This is a genomic window from Photobacterium obscurum, assembly GCF_026191635.1.
Classification (GTDB): Bacteria; Pseudomonadota; Gammaproteobacteria; order Enterobacterales; family Vibrionaceae; genus Photobacterium; species Photobacterium obscurum.
In genome coordinates, this window is the sequence record NZ_JAKRRW010000012.1 from 138,704 (window position 1) to 154,140 (window position 15,437).

Genomic DNA, 15,437 nt, shown 5'->3' on the forward strand with positions numbered 1-15,437 from the left:
TTATTTTAAGGTGACAACCACTTTAATATCTGGTGGGTAACATTGCGGCTGCTCAGCAGCTCCATATGATTCATTTGATAAAAAATATGCTGAGATGATTCTGAAAATACCAAGTTATGCTCATCACTATCATGAAACCCAAGCGCACTACGCAAGGGAACAAGGCCATCACCTACTAAACGATCAACAAGTAAGCCACGCTGACTGGCCGTGGTAGCAGCCACAGTGTAGCAAGCAATACCCTCCGGCAGTGGTACCGCATAACGCCCATCCGGCCGACATTCAAAGCGATCTGCCTCTTGCCAATCCTCGTCGACCACATGACCATAACGCAAGTCTGTAATTCCTGAACTGCGAAGCTTGCTCAACTTAGTAAAAGGGGCGGTGTAAGGTGTACTGCCCAAAATAACATCCAGCTTATTCCCTGCCCGCTCCAGCGGTGCACCATGGTGAGGTGTACCGAGGAAGACGATATTTTTCATTAGCGAGGGCCAACGCAAAGCCTCCTGCTTACCATAATGCACTGCGCTACGAGTTACCAAGCCCCCCATACTATGAGCGACAACTGCCAACTCTTCTATCGGCGTCGGCCAGTTTTCAACTAGCAGCTCAAGCTGAGCAGCTAGCTCGCGACCATTTTGTGATATATGCAACCCGGAATTATAACGAAGGTATATTGGTGTATAACCCAGTTCAGAAGACAGCATCTGGCCATGATCCACCTCACCATCATCATGCTTACAGCACCATTGCCTGTCATTCATACACAAACCGTGGATCATCAGCAATACCTTGCCAGTCACCTCGGGCTTTATGGTTAGATCTGGCCAATTCAATGCATTTTGCTGGTAGTAAAACGTCATCGACGTCGCAAATTGATTATTATTTGCAGCCAGTTGATCGCCCATCACACCATTCAATGCCGATAACACGGCCCGTCTCTCAGGGGTATCGACTTTGTTCTCATCAAGGAAGGCTAGCAAGGGGAGCTGTTTTTCCAACAGCTTGTCGGCTCCTGTGCCGACCAGCTGGGTAATGGCGTAAATACTTTTATAGACTAACCCCGTTAAACCTCTTGTTTGGCCGGGTTCATTCCCCCCTGGGATTCCCAAGGTACTCCAGACAGACTGGTGTACACCTTCAGTAATTTTGGTGACACTCATTGTTGCCTGTGTCGTCAACTGAACAACACCGCGAAGATCCGAAATGCGCAGATGTTTCAGCCCTCTTGAGGGCGCTAACTTACTCATAATAAAGGGCTCCATCCGTCATCATTCATATGAGAATATCAGTCGCTTCGAACAAAGCCACTAGTTGCATAGTGCGGGATAGCTATAACCTTGTGAAGAGATAACTACAAATAAAATGAACTCTTTTGGCTAAATAGTGATCTCCCTTACTATATTCGTCATGAGGATATATCGCGCCTTCGCGGTAACGTCGTTAGTACACTCCAGTTTCAACCAAGTTCAAAGCCTGTACCAACATGGTTCACTAAACATGAACCTAACAATTAATTGAATTGTAATAGAAATCTTCTTTTTCAATCTTTTTGAAACCAAAGCTAAGCAAGTTACTCTTTAAGGTTGGTAATGCAGTGTTTTCGACAGGAATTGTTAAGTTGAACTTATCAACATCATTTACTGTAACTGGATAGCTCAACACATACCATTGGCTATAGTAAGGCATACTCTTGCTAGGCAATTGCAACATCGTCGCTACATCGATAGGGTATAACGTCTTGCTGCCAGTGATACCTTCGACAGAGATCTGTTCAGAATCAAGCGCGATATAGCTAAATTCATTTTTGACAACAACCGTAACCTTCAGGTTTTCTCCTTTAACATATTCAGGCTGAACATTGATCATGACATCACCGACAGCCCGCTCAAGCGAATCTTTTTTGGTTGTGTGATAACCACAACCACTTGTGGCCACCGGAGCCCCATCGGCTGGGTTTGGCTCAAAGTAAACTCTGGTTGTTGGGTAGGCAACACAACCCAAAAGCGTTGTGAGCACCGCTGTCATCAGTATTAAATAACGTTTCACGCTCAATTCTCTGCACGAAATAAAATAGCGTTCAAATACTATAACACAATAAAACACCGTGCAATTGACTGTTTCACTCTAGCCTAAAATAATCAAAAAAGAACGTTATACCCATCGGGATAAGTAAGGGGGCAAATACTTATCCCAATTGGTCTCATTCATTGGAACATCTCTAACACACTGAGTAACGTGCCAGGGGATTAATAAAAGCGTGTTACATACTTTAAAGCAAATCACCCCGCTCTCATCGAGAGGATCTCATCGATATTGAGTGGATCGGTATAACGGTGAAAACCGGTATCCTTTTGATCCACAGCATACACAGACATGCGATCAGCCAACTCATTTCCCTCGATGCCAGCGTGACCTTTAACATGTGATAACGTCATTTTATCTTTGAGCTTAATATAAAGTTCATGAGAAGCCTGGATCACTTCTAAGTTCTTAATGTCGCCTTGCTCTTTGCGCATCCAGCCTTTTTTCTTCCAGCTAAACGCCCATACTGAAATACAGTTAATGGAATATTGGGAATCGCTCAGTATCTGAACTGTTTTCCCTTTTTCTAATGACGCTTGTGCTAGCAGTAGCGCTTGATATAGCGCATTTAACTCTGCAGTATTGTTTGTACCATTCGGGTTATATAAACCGTACCAGAGTTCTGCCAATTCATTATTGCAATAAACCGCAACCCCCGACCCAGCTTTGCCTGGGTTCGGATCACACGCACCATCACAGTAGATATTCACATCGAAATCCGACAGGTCATGTTTGGTGGCAGGTAGTGCTTTGCTACTGGCCTTTTTCTGCCCAGCTGACTTTGAGTGGCTGGAAGCACTCTTTTTCACCGAATTCGCGCCTGACTTGAACGCAGCTTCAGCTTCTTCTCTTGTTTTGAAAGATTTATATCTTGCTTTGGGGTATTTATCGACTAACTGCTTCGTCTTGTCCCAACTGGTAAACACACCAGTTTCACGCCCAACCCACACGACATAAAATTTCTGCGCCATTACGTTTTCCTATATTTGATGAGCATGAAACAATTTGGTAGCTAATGCTGGTGTTCAAGGGTACTAGAGTCCCTGAACATCCTAAAGCATCGATATTTTGACACTTAGCCCGCGTCGAAGTCACTCATTCTTCTACTTTGCCCTATCTAAACAAAATACCCTGCGAATTATCGCTCAAATTTCAACCTCTTGAGTCATCGGACGAGTTATCACATAATGTTCTCTTGCTTATGGCTTCAATATAAAAACCAACAGCGGATAGGCATTGCACTATGAAGCTTCATCAATTGGAAGGCTATATTCAGTCTATCTACTTAGCTGAATATGAAGACAAACTATTACTACTCGATGGCTGTAGTCGCGCAGACATACCAGTAATAAAGGCGTTTATAGAAAATACGTTACAAAGGCCTTTCAATGATCTTAGCCTTATTGTTGTAACTCATATGCACCCAGACCATGCAGGGGCTGCTCACAAACTTCGCGGCTTAACAGGCTGCAAAATAGCGACGGCCAATGTGGCAGGACAATGGTATTCAGGACTTGACGGCATTTTGATGCATTTTACCGACATGTTGTTAGCACAATGGGTTGCCAATAGGATGAAAAAACCTCGGAGAAATGTCTGGTACTCAAGTAAACTCAAACCGGATTACAGGCTTGACGATGGTGATGCATTACCAGGCTTTCCTGAGTGGATTGCCCTGGCAACTCAGGGCCATACCGATCGTGATTTGTCTTTACATCATATACCGAGCAATCGGATTTATGTCGCCGACTTAATGGTTACGGTAAAAGGCCGCTACATTCCGCCATTCCCTGTTTTCTACCCTAACCGATATCGTGCGTCTTTACATAAAGTGATGGCACTCGAAGCCGACTCAATTATTCTTGCCCACGGTGGTGAAGTTCAACCTTCCGAGCAGGAGTATCAGCATTTATTAAAGTGTGCCCCCAATATTCCTATGACTCACTGGCGCTCAGTAAAATCGAAACTAAAAAAAGTTCTCACACAATAAATAGACTTAGCTCTATCGCGCGGGGATAACGCTAAGTAGCAACCAATCATATTTAGCTTTATCAACAAGCGTACTTAATGCGCTTCGTTACGCAGCCAAAAATCTTTCAAGATCTGATGAACATCCTGATTGCTCAAAATCCCGACATGGTTTTCATTAAACCCGATCACTTGGTTCGCCTGTTGCTGGGCTCGATATTCAAGCTGACTGGATAAGCTGATCACGCCATCACCACTTTCGAAATTCAGGACACCTTCGTTTTGATAACCAAACATCAGCAGGTGAGGAGGTAATGAAGTGTTTGGTTTAAACAACTCATTAATGAAGTCACTACCCGGATCCAAATCATACCAAGATGGAACCACAACAGGCGCAAACTTCACCCCTTTTTGTGCAGATTCCATTCCACCAAACGGGGACGAAATAGACGTAAAACTCAATATTCCTCGACATGAGTTATTACGCGTACATTGATTGATATAGGCCTTGGCAACCAGGCCCCCCATACTATGCGCCACAATATGTATCCCGTCATAATGGTACTGTTTGCGTATCATGCTCGCCATATTACTCAGCCCCTGCGAAACCAAGAGTAAAGGCACGGCCGAAGGATAGTTCACAACCCAAATCTGGTAACGAGAGCGATCAATTGACTCAATAATCGAACCAAAATCCCTCGGCGTTCCTTTCATCCCATGAACAAAAAGAACAGGAATTTTGCTGCTATCAAATTCAGACAAAAAGAAGAGCCCGGTATTGCCATTTTCAATAAAGGTATAAGGCTTCCAAAGTCCAATATTCGCTTGCTCGTAGCTGAATCGGGGATCAGACAATGTTGTGACCTCTCCCCCTTTAGCGATACTCAGCTGAACATTGACAATTTTCTTGAGAGATTTATCAACCAGCTGCAGCGGGTACCCCTCAGCCTCATCTTTCAGCATAACTGGGCCAATATCCAGATTTGATCCTGGATCTAACTCAACCAAAGCAAAGGGTTCTCCCGGCATAAAACGAAGATCACCGTTGATATCATCGAAGATAAACAGGTATCGATTATTAACCGTAGAATGAACCGTCATCTCCGACTGTCCAATCAGCGCATCGAAGCCAGTGACATGATTACCGAGTCTATCCGCCATCTGAACAACTAAAATCATTGACTGCTTATTCGCATTTCCGATAGTAAGTTGATATTTCACATAGCTACTTTGTATTAAGTTTGCTTCTTTCGCTGCCTGTGAAAAGGCACCGCAACCGGTCAGTAACATCAAGATAAAAGTGAACAATGGTAGGCGAGATATTAACATTGGTATTCCTAGGCAATGAACATCCCGATCATAAAGAGACGCATTAAACAATTGAATTTAAACATATATATTTAATGACATAGCGTAAGCAATAATCCTGGCATCGTCACCTGAAGATAAACTAAAGCGAGAGCAGCAACACAAATATTAGTGCCTAATAATCAGTAGCGAGCGAGAATATTATCTAATGCTTTAACTCATCTGGCTTAGCTTGCGCGATAAAGTGCCCGACAGCAGTGAACAGCGCCCATGGACAGTTGAGTTCCTATTCAGCCCTATTGCAAAAAGCCGATTTCAGCCGCCTTACTTGGTGGCAGACCAAAATAGCGTTTAAACTCACGGCTAAACTGGGTTGCACTTTCATAACCCACTTTTATTGCCGCCACATTTGCCGGCATACCATCCTGCACCATCATTGTTTTTGCTTTGTTTAAGCGGATCTTTTTTATGTACTGCAACGGCGGATCCGTTACAACCTGTTTAAAAGCACGGTGGAATGCTGACACGCTCATACCCGCCATATCAGCAAGATCATCAATTGCTAATTTCTGCTCATAGTGTGCTTGTACGTGGTTGATAACTTTTGAAACCCGTGACAGTGCACTGTCTTGCCTACAGTATTGGGCAAGTAAATACCCTTGCTGCCCCTGCAAAAGAAGGTAAAAGAACTCACGCAGTATTTGTGCCCCCAACACCATCGAATCAAGAGGACTATGTAGGGCTTGCAGTAAGCGAGACATACAACTCGCTATATCAGGCGTAATCCGTGAGGCTGCAACGCCACGACCATTCGCTTCAGCTTTGAATACTTCAGAACCGCCATGTTGCTCCAGCATATCAACAAGTTGCTGAATAACAGCAAGATCAAACCCAATATCAATACCGATTAGCGGTGAATCCTCAGAGGCAAAGGTTTCACAGGCAATAGGGTAAGGCGTTGCCACAATCAGACAATGTTCGGTGTCGTAGTCAAAACGATAGTCGTTCAAGTGGCCCACTTTATTACCTTGAAAGATAATAACGACACCCTGCTGATACATTTGTGGCGTAACTTTATGATATTTAGTAATTCTAAACAGCCTTACCCCCGGCAAGTAGGTATCTACCCGCCCAGTTTGCTTGTCCAAACCGTATTGCTCACATAGCGATGTCGCTAAGCTGACTGTGTTTTTCATGCCTACCTCCGTTATTCTCATCATCGCTTTTACGATCATGAATGCAAGCTTTTCACTTCAAAAAGTAGAATTAGGCAAGCTTTAGAGAGAATCGTGTATTAAACAGTTATTAGAACTCCCATAGACTGTACCGTATCGTTTCTTAGCCTTTATGGCTGATAAAGACTCTCACCGGAGAACAATAATGAACAAGTTCACTTATCAAAACCCTACCCGTATTCATTTTGGTGAAGGCCAGATTGCTGCCATCACCAACGATATTCCGAAAGATAAGAAAGTTCTGGTTACCTATGGTGGTGGCTCAATAAAAAGTAATGGTGTCTACGAACAAGTAGAAGCCGCATTGGAAGGCCACCAGTGGGGAGAGTTCGCCGGTATCGAGCCAAACCCGCAGTACGACACGCTGATGAAAGCCGTCGACAAAATCAAGGCAGAAGGCTTTGACTACCTGCTGGCCGTTGGTGGTGGTTCGGTGATCGACGGTACGAAATTCATCGCTGCAGCAGCAAGTTATGAGGGTGAAGACCCATGGAATATCTTGGCAGCCAATGAAGGCGTAAAGGCCGCCTTGCCGCTGGCATGTGTTCTGACATTGCCGGCAACTGGCTCAGAAAATAACATGGGCGCAGTAGTTTCCCGCGGTAAAGACAAACTGGCATTCATGTCACCGCTAGTTCAGCCCCTCTTTGCTGTGCTAGATCCGAAAACTACCCTAAGCCTGTCACCTCGCCAGGTTGCAAATGGTGCGGTAGATGCCTTCGTTCATGTCATGGAGCAGTATCTAACCTTCCCCGCTAACGCCAAAGTACAGGATCGCTTCGCTGAAGGCCTGTTATTGACACTTATTGAGGAAGGCCCGAAAGCTCTGGCAACACCTGATGATATGGATGTACGTTCAAATATCATGTGGTCTGCAACACAGGCTCTTAATGGCCTGATAGGTGTAGGTGTACCACAAGACTGGACCACCCACATGATTGGCCACGAATTAACAGGCAACTACGGCATTGATCATGCGCGTACGCTAAGTATCGTTCTTCCGGCCGTTATGCAAGAACGTCGTAACGACAAAGAAGCTAAACTACTTCAGTATGGCGAGCGTATTTTCAGTATTACAGAAGGTTCAGTAGATGAGCGTATTGATGCTGCTATTGCCCAAACCATTGCCTTCTTCAAACAAATGGAAGTACCAACTACCCTGTCTGATGCCGAGCTAGATGCATCAGCAATTGATACCTTGATTGCAGGTCTGGAAAAACATGGTATGACAGCGCTAGGCGAGCACGGCAACATTTCAATTGCTGAAAGCCGAGCGATTCTGGAAACGGCGCTATAAACGGATAATTATCCCGCAGACAAGCTCAGTAGCTCAACCTAGAACAAGTACACAAGCCCATTAGGAGCTCCTGATGGGCTTTTTATTGCATGCTTAATAGCTCATTCCATCGGCAATGGTGTTCCTTGCTTGACCGGGCGGATTGCAAGGTTGGTATTGATATCCTTCACCATACTAAGAGTTTGCAGTTTGCGCATAAAAGCTTCGTAGTGAGATAAATCCCTACTTACCACTTCAAGCAAATAATCATAAGAACCAGAGATAACATGGCAGCTAATCACTTCAACCATGCAATCAACGGCTGCTTCAAACTCACCAATAGCCTGATCACGGTGATTACTCAAACTGACATTAACAAAGAACGTCATCATCAATCCCAGTTTTTGCCGATTCAGCTTAACCTGATAACCAGAAATAACACCTTCTGACTCCAGCTTTTTGATTCGGCGGGCACAGGGGGAAAGCGACAAGCCAACAGCATCAGCGATCTCCGCGGTCGTCTTACGCACGTCACTTTGTAACTCGGCAATGATCTGCTTGTCTTTTCTGTCCATCACTCCTCCTTGAGTAACATTGGTGATTATTATCAATATATAGTCACAATTTGATAGTTATTACCAATATTAGTATCAATAAGCATTACCTTTGCCAACTATCGCCCACGGTTATTACCCATAATTGATTATCAATAGTTAAAAGACTGGGAAGACGGTGATGGAACACGCGGCAAGAAAGGAACGTTTGCTGGGACTCTGCGCGATGGCAGCAACCCTAATAATTTGGGCTAGCTTTTTTATCTCTCTCAGAGGCTCAGGACAATCGACATTAACTGTCGGTGACATAGCCCTGTTGCGATTCGTACCGGCCGCATTAGTATTCGGGTTGTTAAGTTTAGCCAAAGCGTCGCAAATCAAGGCGACGCCCAAACGTTATCTGCTCGCCATCACTTTTGGCGCAGGATTACCGTTTTTTCTGCTGGCAGCCAACGGATTACGCTTAGCACCAGTTGCCGATGGTGCATCATTAATTCCCGGTATTCTTCCCCTCTTTGTATCTGCTATCGCCGTCATTTGTTATCGCGAGCAGGTTTCCGGCATCAGAAAACTCGGTATTGGCTTGATATTTATCGGTATCGGACTATTTGTTTCCCGCTCAGCCTTTAGTCAGCAGCCGACAATCGCACAAGGCCATATATTGTTACTCGCAGCCAGTTTCAGTTGGGCATGGTATACAATAGGAATGCGGGTTAGCGGGTTAACGCCAATTGCAGGGGGAGCAATTTTAGCGAGTTCGGCTTGTCTGTTGCTGCCTGTTTTCTACATAACTGGTTGGGTTAAATTTAACTTGCTGTCAGCACCTGTCAGTGATCTCTTTTACCACTTTCTGATCCAAGGGATCGCAGCCGGGATCATCGCCAATTTTACCTATGGATATGCTATCTCCAGACTCGGTGCTGAAATGTGCGCAGCTCTGGGGGCATTCACTCCGGTTGTTGCAGCGCTGATCGCCATCCCAATATTCGGCGAACCATTAACGCTTGTCACTGTAATGGCAATGGGATTTATTGTATTTGGTGCACTCGCGGCCAGTGAACTCATCAAAATAAAATCGGTAATATTAAATCGCCTGAATTAAGCTCAATAGCTAACAAACTAAGATGGTCAGTGTGCTGTTTTTCATTACACTGACCAACCACTAACAGACCTCTGGGCATGACGTCTAGAATACATACGTGATACCAAGAGAACCTTGGCTTGTTACGGAACCAGCAATAATTGGGCTATTTTCAATATCACCTTCCAGGTTGGTATATCGTACGCTCGCATTTAACCTCACACTATTGGTGATAAACATATAGCCACTTAAGCCTACAAAATATTGACCATCCCAATCCGCATCAAATGCTTCAAGGCCAGATCGAGTAGATTCTGAGTTCGAAACACCATAGAGGTGATTGTTAATTCGATCGCTATTATACGCGTAGCCTATTTGAGGAGTGATAGCAAAACGGCGCATTCTAATAGGTAATCTCCAGGAAGCCTCTGCATATAAACCATTATGTTTGCTTCCTAAATCCGTTCCTGCTCCTACTTCAAAAATACCAACCTGCGTTAACATCTGATAGCTTACACCACCAAGGATTGATGCTTCTCGCTCATCCAACAGTTGAATTTGCACATTATCGGAATCTGATGGCTTCAGGGTTCTAGGATCGTAGGCTAACCTAAAAATCACATTGGTCGGCGTGCCTATCGGATATAACCTGGCTCCAGCAGAAAAGCCTCGGAAAAAAAGGTGAGGGCTTTCATACCCGATTGCAGGGATCACGACTACATTCGCATCTGTTTCTTTGTAGACTTCAGGCGAGTATGAGGTAATAGCCCCTAATGACAACTGGCCAGAAAAAGCTGGAGCAGACACTAGTGACACTGCAGCCAACACTACTTTTACAGCATTTTTTGACTTGCCCCAAAAGCTATTTCGCCCGCCGTGAGCTATGTTTTTATTAATCAAAAATGCCACATTATCAACATTCATTTCTACTTAGCGTCTCTCTTAACGACTTCATATTTCAGGTAATTTGCGATACCGAGCATCCGGACGATATTCATCGCCGCCCCTAACAACCGGAACAGCATACTGTATACAGTCAAAATAAAAGACGATTTTCTCGCCTTTGATTTTTGCAATATACCGTATGAAGAACTGTTAATCCATATGATTCTTACGCTACCTTCACAACCAAAGATATTCACCACAAAAATGAAATGCGACCAACCTCATAAGAGAAAATGAAGAATACATTACTTTTTGAAGTGTCTGCACAATCTAAGAAAACTGGTTAGAGCACCTCATCATATCAACAATCGCATCTGTTGTAGCTGTAGGTGCTGCGGGAGAAAAGAAACTTGACAAGTATCAATGCAATACTGAACATCACATTTTTGTCACCAAATCATGTCGAGCTGGTCACAAAAATTGATTATTATGCACGTTCTAAAATTTTTCTATGTGGATACACAACATGTACAAACTGGTTGCACTCGATATGGATGGCACCCTGCTTAACTCGCAGAAAGAAATTTCTGTCCGAACCAAGCAGGCAATCACAGAAGCCAGAGCGCAAGGCGTTCACGTCGTACTCGCGTCAGGTCGCCCATTGGAAGGAATGGCTGACTATCTGGCTCAACTAGAGATGACTAGTGAGAGTGACTATGTCCTCAGCTATAACGCCTCACTAGTACAGCGTGTAGAGAGCAAACAGATCATCCACAAGCTCATTATGCAGGGAAGTGATGCCAAAAACATCGCAAGTCTTGCCCATGATTTTGGGGTTCATGTTCATGCCTTCTCACCAACTCGTGGCTTAATCACGCCAGAAAATAACACTTACACCAGTCATGAATCAACAATCAATGGTGTAGAAGTGACTGAGCTCGATTTTGCCGAACTTGATAACGATGAAGAGATCATCAAGGTGATGATGGTGGCCGATCCTGAGATCTTATCTGCCGCTATTGCTCAGTTACCAGCCTCACTTTATGAGCAGTACACCATTGTTCAAAGCGCGCCGTTCTTCCTTGAGCTACTTAACCCTCGCAGCAACAAGGGTGCCGGTGTAGCAATGCTGGCCGAACATCTTAATATTGATGCGAGTGAGGTCATCTGTATGGGTGATGCCGGTAATGATCATCATATGATCAAATATGCTGGTCTTGGTGTTGCAATGGGTAATGCAACCGAAGATACCAAAGCACTGGCAAACCTTATCACAGCCAGCAACGATGATGACGGAGTTGCCAAGGTGATTGAAGAGTTCATCTTAAATAAATAGTAACGTTCAAGGTTTCACAAAAGCGAAGGCTTATGCCTTCGCTTTTTTTTGTCGAAACACCCATAAAACGATATTTACGACCATAAAGTGATTTTTATCACACCCATAATTTGATATTGCCTCTTTCTGTACCATACTTATGTAAGTTTACGACAGTTGGTGAAAGAGGCGATATTTTGAGTAAACACCTCACTCCCTCTCCAGAAGTTCTTGACGCACTGAACAATGCGTTCATTGAACCCGCGCGAAATCTCACCAAGTCGCGTGGTAAAAACATTCACAGATATGCAAGCGTTAAAATGAATCATAGAGTCTCTGTTGAGACTGCATTGGAATGTGATGCTTGCTATCATTTTGATTTCGCTTCAAGTATTAGAAAATTTTGTTCTCAACCTATTCGATATTCATTTGCCATCGATGATAAAACTCATACATACGTTCCAGACTTTTTAGTTGAATTCACTACTGGCGAATTTATCCTTTATGAAGTAAAGCGTGACAAAGAGGCTAATTCAAATCAATTCAAGAGAGAGTTCAACGCTAAAGCCGCTGCCGCTGAGCAGCTTGGCGTTTATCTGGAACTTATTAAAGAATCTCACATAAGAGTAACTCCCCTTCTACAGAACCTCAAATTAATCCACCGCTATGCATCTCGCAAGAACTTAAGCGAAACTCAAAAAACCTTACTTTCAATACTTTGTAACTACGGACCTCAACGTGTTGAGTCATTAATGTTTAGAACAGGTCTACCTAAACAACGAATTATGCCCATAATCTGTGATTTATTATCTAGATGTATATTAGAAACTGATTTATACACACCTTTGACGATAGAAACTGAAGTGAGACTTGTGTATGTCTAGATCTACATTTTTAAAATTACATAAAAAAAACAACCAGCAAGAGTATGATGAAGATCATACTGGTAAGTCCGAAGTGTTTGACGAAAGGAGCTACAAGGATCTTTCTTCTTTTCGAGAAGATATCGCTAACGAAGCTCTGTTTCGACTAAGGATTCTGAGACAGATATCACGTGATTGTGAACAGATAAATATAAAAACAATAGAACCGCTTAGAGTAAAACTACAAAGGAAATTTCAAAGAGACATCCCCAGCACAATCACCATATATCGATGGTGGTTAGCTTATCGTAAAGCTGACTATAATATAGTTTCATTAGCACCAAAAATTAATAAACGAGGGAATCGCACTGTAAAAGTTCCCAAAGTCGTTTCAGCGTTCATGGATCAAGCGATTAACGATGTTATATCAGCTAAGCAAATCAACATTCAATCAGCTTTTAGACGAGTACGAAGAAAGATTCGCCAATATAACTTAGTTCATGGCACCCACTATAAGTACCCTAACTACGAGTCCATACGAAAACGAGTTAAAAAGCTAACACCATTTGAAAAAATTGCGGCAAGAAAAGGAGAGCGAGCAGCAAAACGGGAGTTTCGTCGTATGGGTAAGAGAATTCTAACTTCAAATGTTCTCGAGAGAGTAGAAATTGACCATACATGGCTCGATTTATTTGCTGTCGATAATGATAGTCGTGTAACAATAGGAAGGCCTTACCTCACACAGCTTGTCGATTGCTACAGCAAGGCTGTTATTGGTTTCTACCTTGGTTTTGAACCGCCAAGTTATATTTCTGTTTCCCTCGCGTTGAAGAACGCAATTCAGCGAAAAGAAAAACTACTCGCTCAGTATCCATCAATAAAAAATGAATGGATCTGCTATGGTATTCCAGATTTGATTGTAACTGATAATGCCAAAGAATTTTTATCAGAAAACTTTGGCCGAGCATGTGAAAGCTTACTTATCATTCTTCACCAGAACAAAGTGGAAACACCTGACAACAAGCCTCATGTCGAACGTCAATATGGTACAACAAATACATCACTAATAAATGACCTTCCAGGAAAAGCATTTAGCAATTACCTACAACGTGAAGGGTATGACTCTATTGGAGAAGCGACATTAACCTTAGACGAAATCAAAGAGATATACTTGCTATGGTTGGTAGATATATACCACAAAAAGCCAAATAAAAGGGGGACAAATTGTCCGAATGTTACTTGGAGGCAAGGTGCTAAGGAATGGGCTCCCGATGAATTCGAAGGAACTAGTGAAGAATTAGACTTCCATTTCGCTATATTGGACCAAAAGATGCTTACTGACATCGGTATCACATTATGTAAAGAACTAGATTACAGTAGTGATCGACTTGCCGAGTACCGAGGAAAAAAAGGCAATCACAAAGTTAAATTCAAGTATAACCCTGAACATATGGGATTTATTTGGGTGATTGATGAAGATCAAGAAGAATATTTTAAAGTTCCTGCTATTGAATATGAATATGCAAGTACTGTTTCTCTCTGGCAACATAAGATAAATTTAGAAATTAAAGAGAAGCTGAATAATTCAGATTATAACGAGGATGAAGAGATTGATACTGAAATTGCTATAGAAGAAATAGTTCATGAATCAATTAGAAAGAAGAAGACAAGCATAACAAACAAAAAACGTGCTGCAAGGTATCTGGAACATTCTGAACGTGCAAAATCACAGAAAAATAATGACATCGTTCTTGACGAAAAAAAATCCCCATCATCAATTGAGACCGACGTAGATGATGATTCAGATTGGGATATTGATTACGTGTAAGGAAAGATCAAATGGAAGACAATAACATACGTATTCAAAAGGCTAGGAAAGCATTCATATCAACCCCTGACGTCACCACAGTCCTTAAACATATTGAACGATGTAGAAAATATTCGGACCTACAATCGGAACCATCATGCATGATGGTCTATGGTGCTTCTGGGGTCGGGAAAACGTCGATAATTAAAAAATATCTCAAACAAAATCAGGGTGACTCAACCACTGAAGGAGATACTGTTCCTGTCCTATATATTGAACTACCTGAAAATGCAAAACCGGTTGATGCGGCAAGAGAGATGTTACTTAAACTCAATGACCCGTTAGCACTTTACGAAAGTGATATAACTGTCCTGACGAAAAGGATAATAGATTTGGTTCCATTACTTAAAATTGAACTCATTATTATTGATGAATTTCAGCATTTGGTTGAAAAATCATCAAACAAGATACTCGCTAGAGTTGGCGACTGGATAAAAATGCTCATTAACAAAACCAGATGTCCAGTGATTCTTTTTGGCATGCCATACTCTCAAGTAGTTCTATCAGCTAATAGTCAATTAAGGGGACGCTTTTCAATTCAGTTTCACTTACGTCCTTTTAGTTATGCAAACGACAGGGATACCTTTGAAGAATTCCTAACCCGGTTGGATGAGGCACTCCCATTTGAAAAGTGCTCAGGGTTAAATACTAAAAACATGGTCAAGAAGCTATACGCATTTTCAGAAGGGAATATGCGTTCTTTACGAAACCTGATTTATCACGCAGCAGTACAAGCAATTGAAAGCGATCAGACATCAATCCAAGCCAAAGATTTTCTTTATGCATCGAGACTTACGTCGGGTGACAAACAGACCACATGGAAAAATCCATTCGAACCGAGCATTAAAATTAGTAAAAAAATGCTTGCAGATCCTCCGAGGAACCTAGGATGGGAAGACTACCTAAGGAACAATAAAAAGAGGGGGAAGCCTGATGACCTTAGTAACCTCTTTGACTGAAGAGCCTACTAATTCTCTAACTCAGTAATGGACAGAAATAA

At 42.7% G+C, this 15,437-nt stretch carries 14 protein-coding genes; 7 read left to right on the forward strand and 7 right to left on the reverse strand.

The genetic code is table 11. From position 1 onward, the window contains the following. Positions 1 to 5: 5 nt before the first annotated feature. The 3 genes from MD588_RS15785 to MD588_RS15795 form a co-directional block, all read right to left on the reverse strand. Positions 6 to 1,250 carry an esterase/lipase family protein gene (locus MD588_RS15785; protein WP_265698380.1) on the reverse strand — a complete coding sequence of 415 codons (1,245 nt, stop codon included), beginning with the start codon at positions 1,248 to 1,250 and terminating at the stop codon, positions 6 to 8. Positions 1,251 to 1,506: 256 nt separating this feature from the next. After that, positions 1,507 to 2,049 (reverse strand): hypothetical protein, encoded by a 543-nt coding sequence (locus MD588_RS15790; RefSeq protein ID WP_265698381.1) that lies wholly within the window; start codon positions 2,047 to 2,049, stop codon positions 1,507 to 1,509. Between the two features lie 233 nt (positions 2,050 to 2,282). Then, positions 2,283 to 3,056 carry a ribonuclease H family protein gene (locus MD588_RS15795; protein ID WP_265698382.1) on the reverse strand — a complete coding sequence of 258 codons (774 nt, stop codon included), beginning with the start codon at positions 3,054 to 3,056 and terminating at the stop codon, positions 2,283 to 2,285. A 272-nt stretch (positions 3,057 to 3,328) separates the two neighbouring features. Between MD588_RS15795 and MD588_RS15800 the strand changes: the two genes are divergently transcribed. Beyond that, complete coding sequence (locus MD588_RS15800; RefSeq protein WP_265698383.1) at positions 3,329 to 4,075, forward strand: MBL fold metallo-hydrolase; 747 nt, start codon at positions 3,329 to 3,331, stop codon at positions 4,073 to 4,075. A 74-nt stretch (positions 4,076 to 4,149) separates the two neighbouring features. Here MD588_RS15800 and MD588_RS15805 read toward each other — a convergent pair whose 3' ends face one another. Then, positions 4,150 to 5,382: an alpha/beta hydrolase gene (locus MD588_RS15805; RefSeq protein WP_265698385.1), complete on the reverse strand. Its 1,233-nt coding sequence runs from the start codon at positions 5,380 to 5,382 to the stop codon at positions 4,150 to 4,152. A 275-nt stretch (positions 5,383 to 5,657) separates the two neighbouring features. After that, positions 5,658 to 6,557: an AraC family transcriptional regulator gene (locus tag MD588_RS15810; protein ID WP_265698386.1), complete on the reverse strand. Its 900-nt coding sequence runs from the start codon at positions 6,555 to 6,557 to the stop codon at positions 5,658 to 5,660. A 184-nt stretch (positions 6,558 to 6,741) separates the two neighbouring features. On the opposite strand from MD588_RS15810, the gene MD588_RS15815 reads away from it, so the two are divergent. Continuing rightward, positions 6,742 to 7,893, forward strand: coding sequence for an iron-containing alcohol dehydrogenase (locus MD588_RS15815; protein ID WP_265698387.1), 1,152 nt, complete (start codon positions 6,742 to 6,744; stop codon positions 7,891 to 7,893). A gap of 101 nt (positions 7,894 to 7,994) precedes the next feature. Here the strand turns inward: MD588_RS15815 and MD588_RS15820 are convergent, their stop codons facing one another. Then, positions 7,995 to 8,447 (reverse strand): Lrp/AsnC family transcriptional regulator, encoded by a 453-nt coding sequence (locus MD588_RS15820; RefSeq protein WP_265698388.1) that lies wholly within the window; start codon positions 8,445 to 8,447, stop codon positions 7,995 to 7,997. A gap of 160 nt (positions 8,448 to 8,607) precedes the next feature. Here MD588_RS15820 and MD588_RS15825 point away from each other — a divergent pair, with 160 nt between their 5' ends. Beyond that, entirely contained in the window at positions 8,608 to 9,528 is a 921-nt protein-coding gene (locus MD588_RS15825) for a DMT family transporter (protein ID WP_265698389.1), read from the forward strand. Between the two features lie 84 nt (positions 9,529 to 9,612). Here the strand turns inward: MD588_RS15825 and MD588_RS15830 are convergent, their stop codons facing one another. After that, positions 9,613 to 10,431 (reverse strand): MipA/OmpV family protein, encoded by an 819-nt coding sequence (locus MD588_RS15830; protein ID WP_265698391.1) that lies wholly within the window; start codon positions 10,429 to 10,431, stop codon positions 9,613 to 9,615. A gap of 487 nt (positions 10,432 to 10,918) precedes the next feature. On the opposite strand from MD588_RS15830, the gene yidA reads away from it, so the two are divergent. From yidA to MD588_RS15850, 4 genes are all read left to right on the forward strand, one after another. Continuing rightward, positions 10,919 to 11,728: a sugar-phosphatase gene (yidA, locus tag MD588_RS15835; protein ID WP_265698392.1), complete on the forward strand. Its 810-nt coding sequence runs from the start codon at positions 10,919 to 10,921 to the stop codon at positions 11,726 to 11,728. Positions 11,729 to 11,904: 176 nt separating this feature from the next. Then, positions 11,905 to 12,591 carry a Tn7 transposase TnsA N-terminal domain-containing protein gene (locus MD588_RS15840; RefSeq protein WP_265698393.1) on the forward strand — a complete coding sequence of 229 codons (687 nt, stop codon included), beginning with the start codon at positions 11,905 to 11,907 and terminating at the stop codon, positions 12,589 to 12,591. Beyond that, the gene (locus tag MD588_RS26200; RefSeq protein ID WP_265698395.1) at positions 12,584 to 14,398 is read left to right on the forward strand and encodes a Mu transposase C-terminal domain-containing protein; all 1,815 of its coding nucleotides are present in this window, start codon (positions 12,584 to 12,586) and stop codon (positions 14,396 to 14,398) included. Before MD588_RS15840 ends, MD588_RS26200 begins: the two co-directional genes overlap by 8 nt. Positions 14,399 to 14,409: 11 nt before the next feature. Then, a complete protein-coding gene (locus MD588_RS15850) occupies positions 14,410 to 15,396 on the forward strand; it encodes a TniB family NTP-binding protein (RefSeq protein ID WP_265698398.1) in 987 nt (328 codons plus the stop codon). Positions 15,397 to 15,437 lie beyond the last annotated feature (41 nt).

What these genes read in the sequence shown, in the direction of transcription:
- MD588_RS15815 (WP_265698387.1), top strand. Translation starts at nt 6,742, where the DNA reads ATGAACAAGTTCACTTATCAAAACCCTACCCGTATTCATTTTGGTGAA.
- MD588_RS15805 (WP_265698385.1), bottom strand. Translation starts at nt 5,382, where the DNA reads ATGTTAATATCTCGCCTACCATTGTTCACTTTTATCTTGATGTTACTG.
- MD588_RS15825 (WP_265698389.1), top strand. Translation starts at nt 8,608, where the DNA reads ATGGAACACGCGGCAAGAAAGGAACGTTTGCTGGGACTCTGCGCGATG.
- MD588_RS15800 (WP_265698383.1), top strand. Translation starts at nt 3,329, where the DNA reads ATGAAGCTTCATCAATTGGAAGGCTATATTCAGTCTATCTACTTAGCT.
- MD588_RS15810 (WP_265698386.1), bottom strand. Translation starts at nt 6,557, where the DNA reads ATGAAAAACACAGTCAGCTTAGCGACATCGCTATGTGAGCAATACGGT.
- MD588_RS15820 (WP_265698388.1), bottom strand. Translation starts at nt 8,447, where the DNA reads ATGGACAGAAAAGACAAGCAGATCATTGCCGAGTTACAAAGTGACGTG.
- MD588_RS15785 (WP_265698380.1), bottom strand. Translation starts at nt 1,250, where the DNA reads ATGAGTAAGTTAGCGCCCTCAAGAGGGCTGAAACATCTGCGCATTTCG.
- MD588_RS15850 (WP_265698398.1), top strand. Translation starts at nt 14,410, where the DNA reads ATGGAAGACAATAACATACGTATTCAAAAGGCTAGGAAAGCATTCATA.
- yidA (WP_265698392.1), top strand. Translation starts at nt 10,919, where the DNA reads ATGTACAAACTGGTTGCACTCGATATGGATGGCACCCTGCTTAACTCG.
- MD588_RS15795 (WP_265698382.1), bottom strand. Translation starts at nt 3,056, where the DNA reads ATGGCGCAGAAATTTTATGTCGTGTGGGTTGGGCGTGAAACTGGTGTG.
- MD588_RS26200 (WP_265698395.1), top strand. Translation starts at nt 12,584, where the DNA reads ATGTCTAGATCTACATTTTTAAAATTACATAAAAAAAACAACCAGCAA.
- MD588_RS15830 (WP_265698391.1), bottom strand. Translation starts at nt 10,431, where the DNA reads ATGAATGTTGATAATGTGGCATTTTTGATTAATAAAAACATAGCTCAC.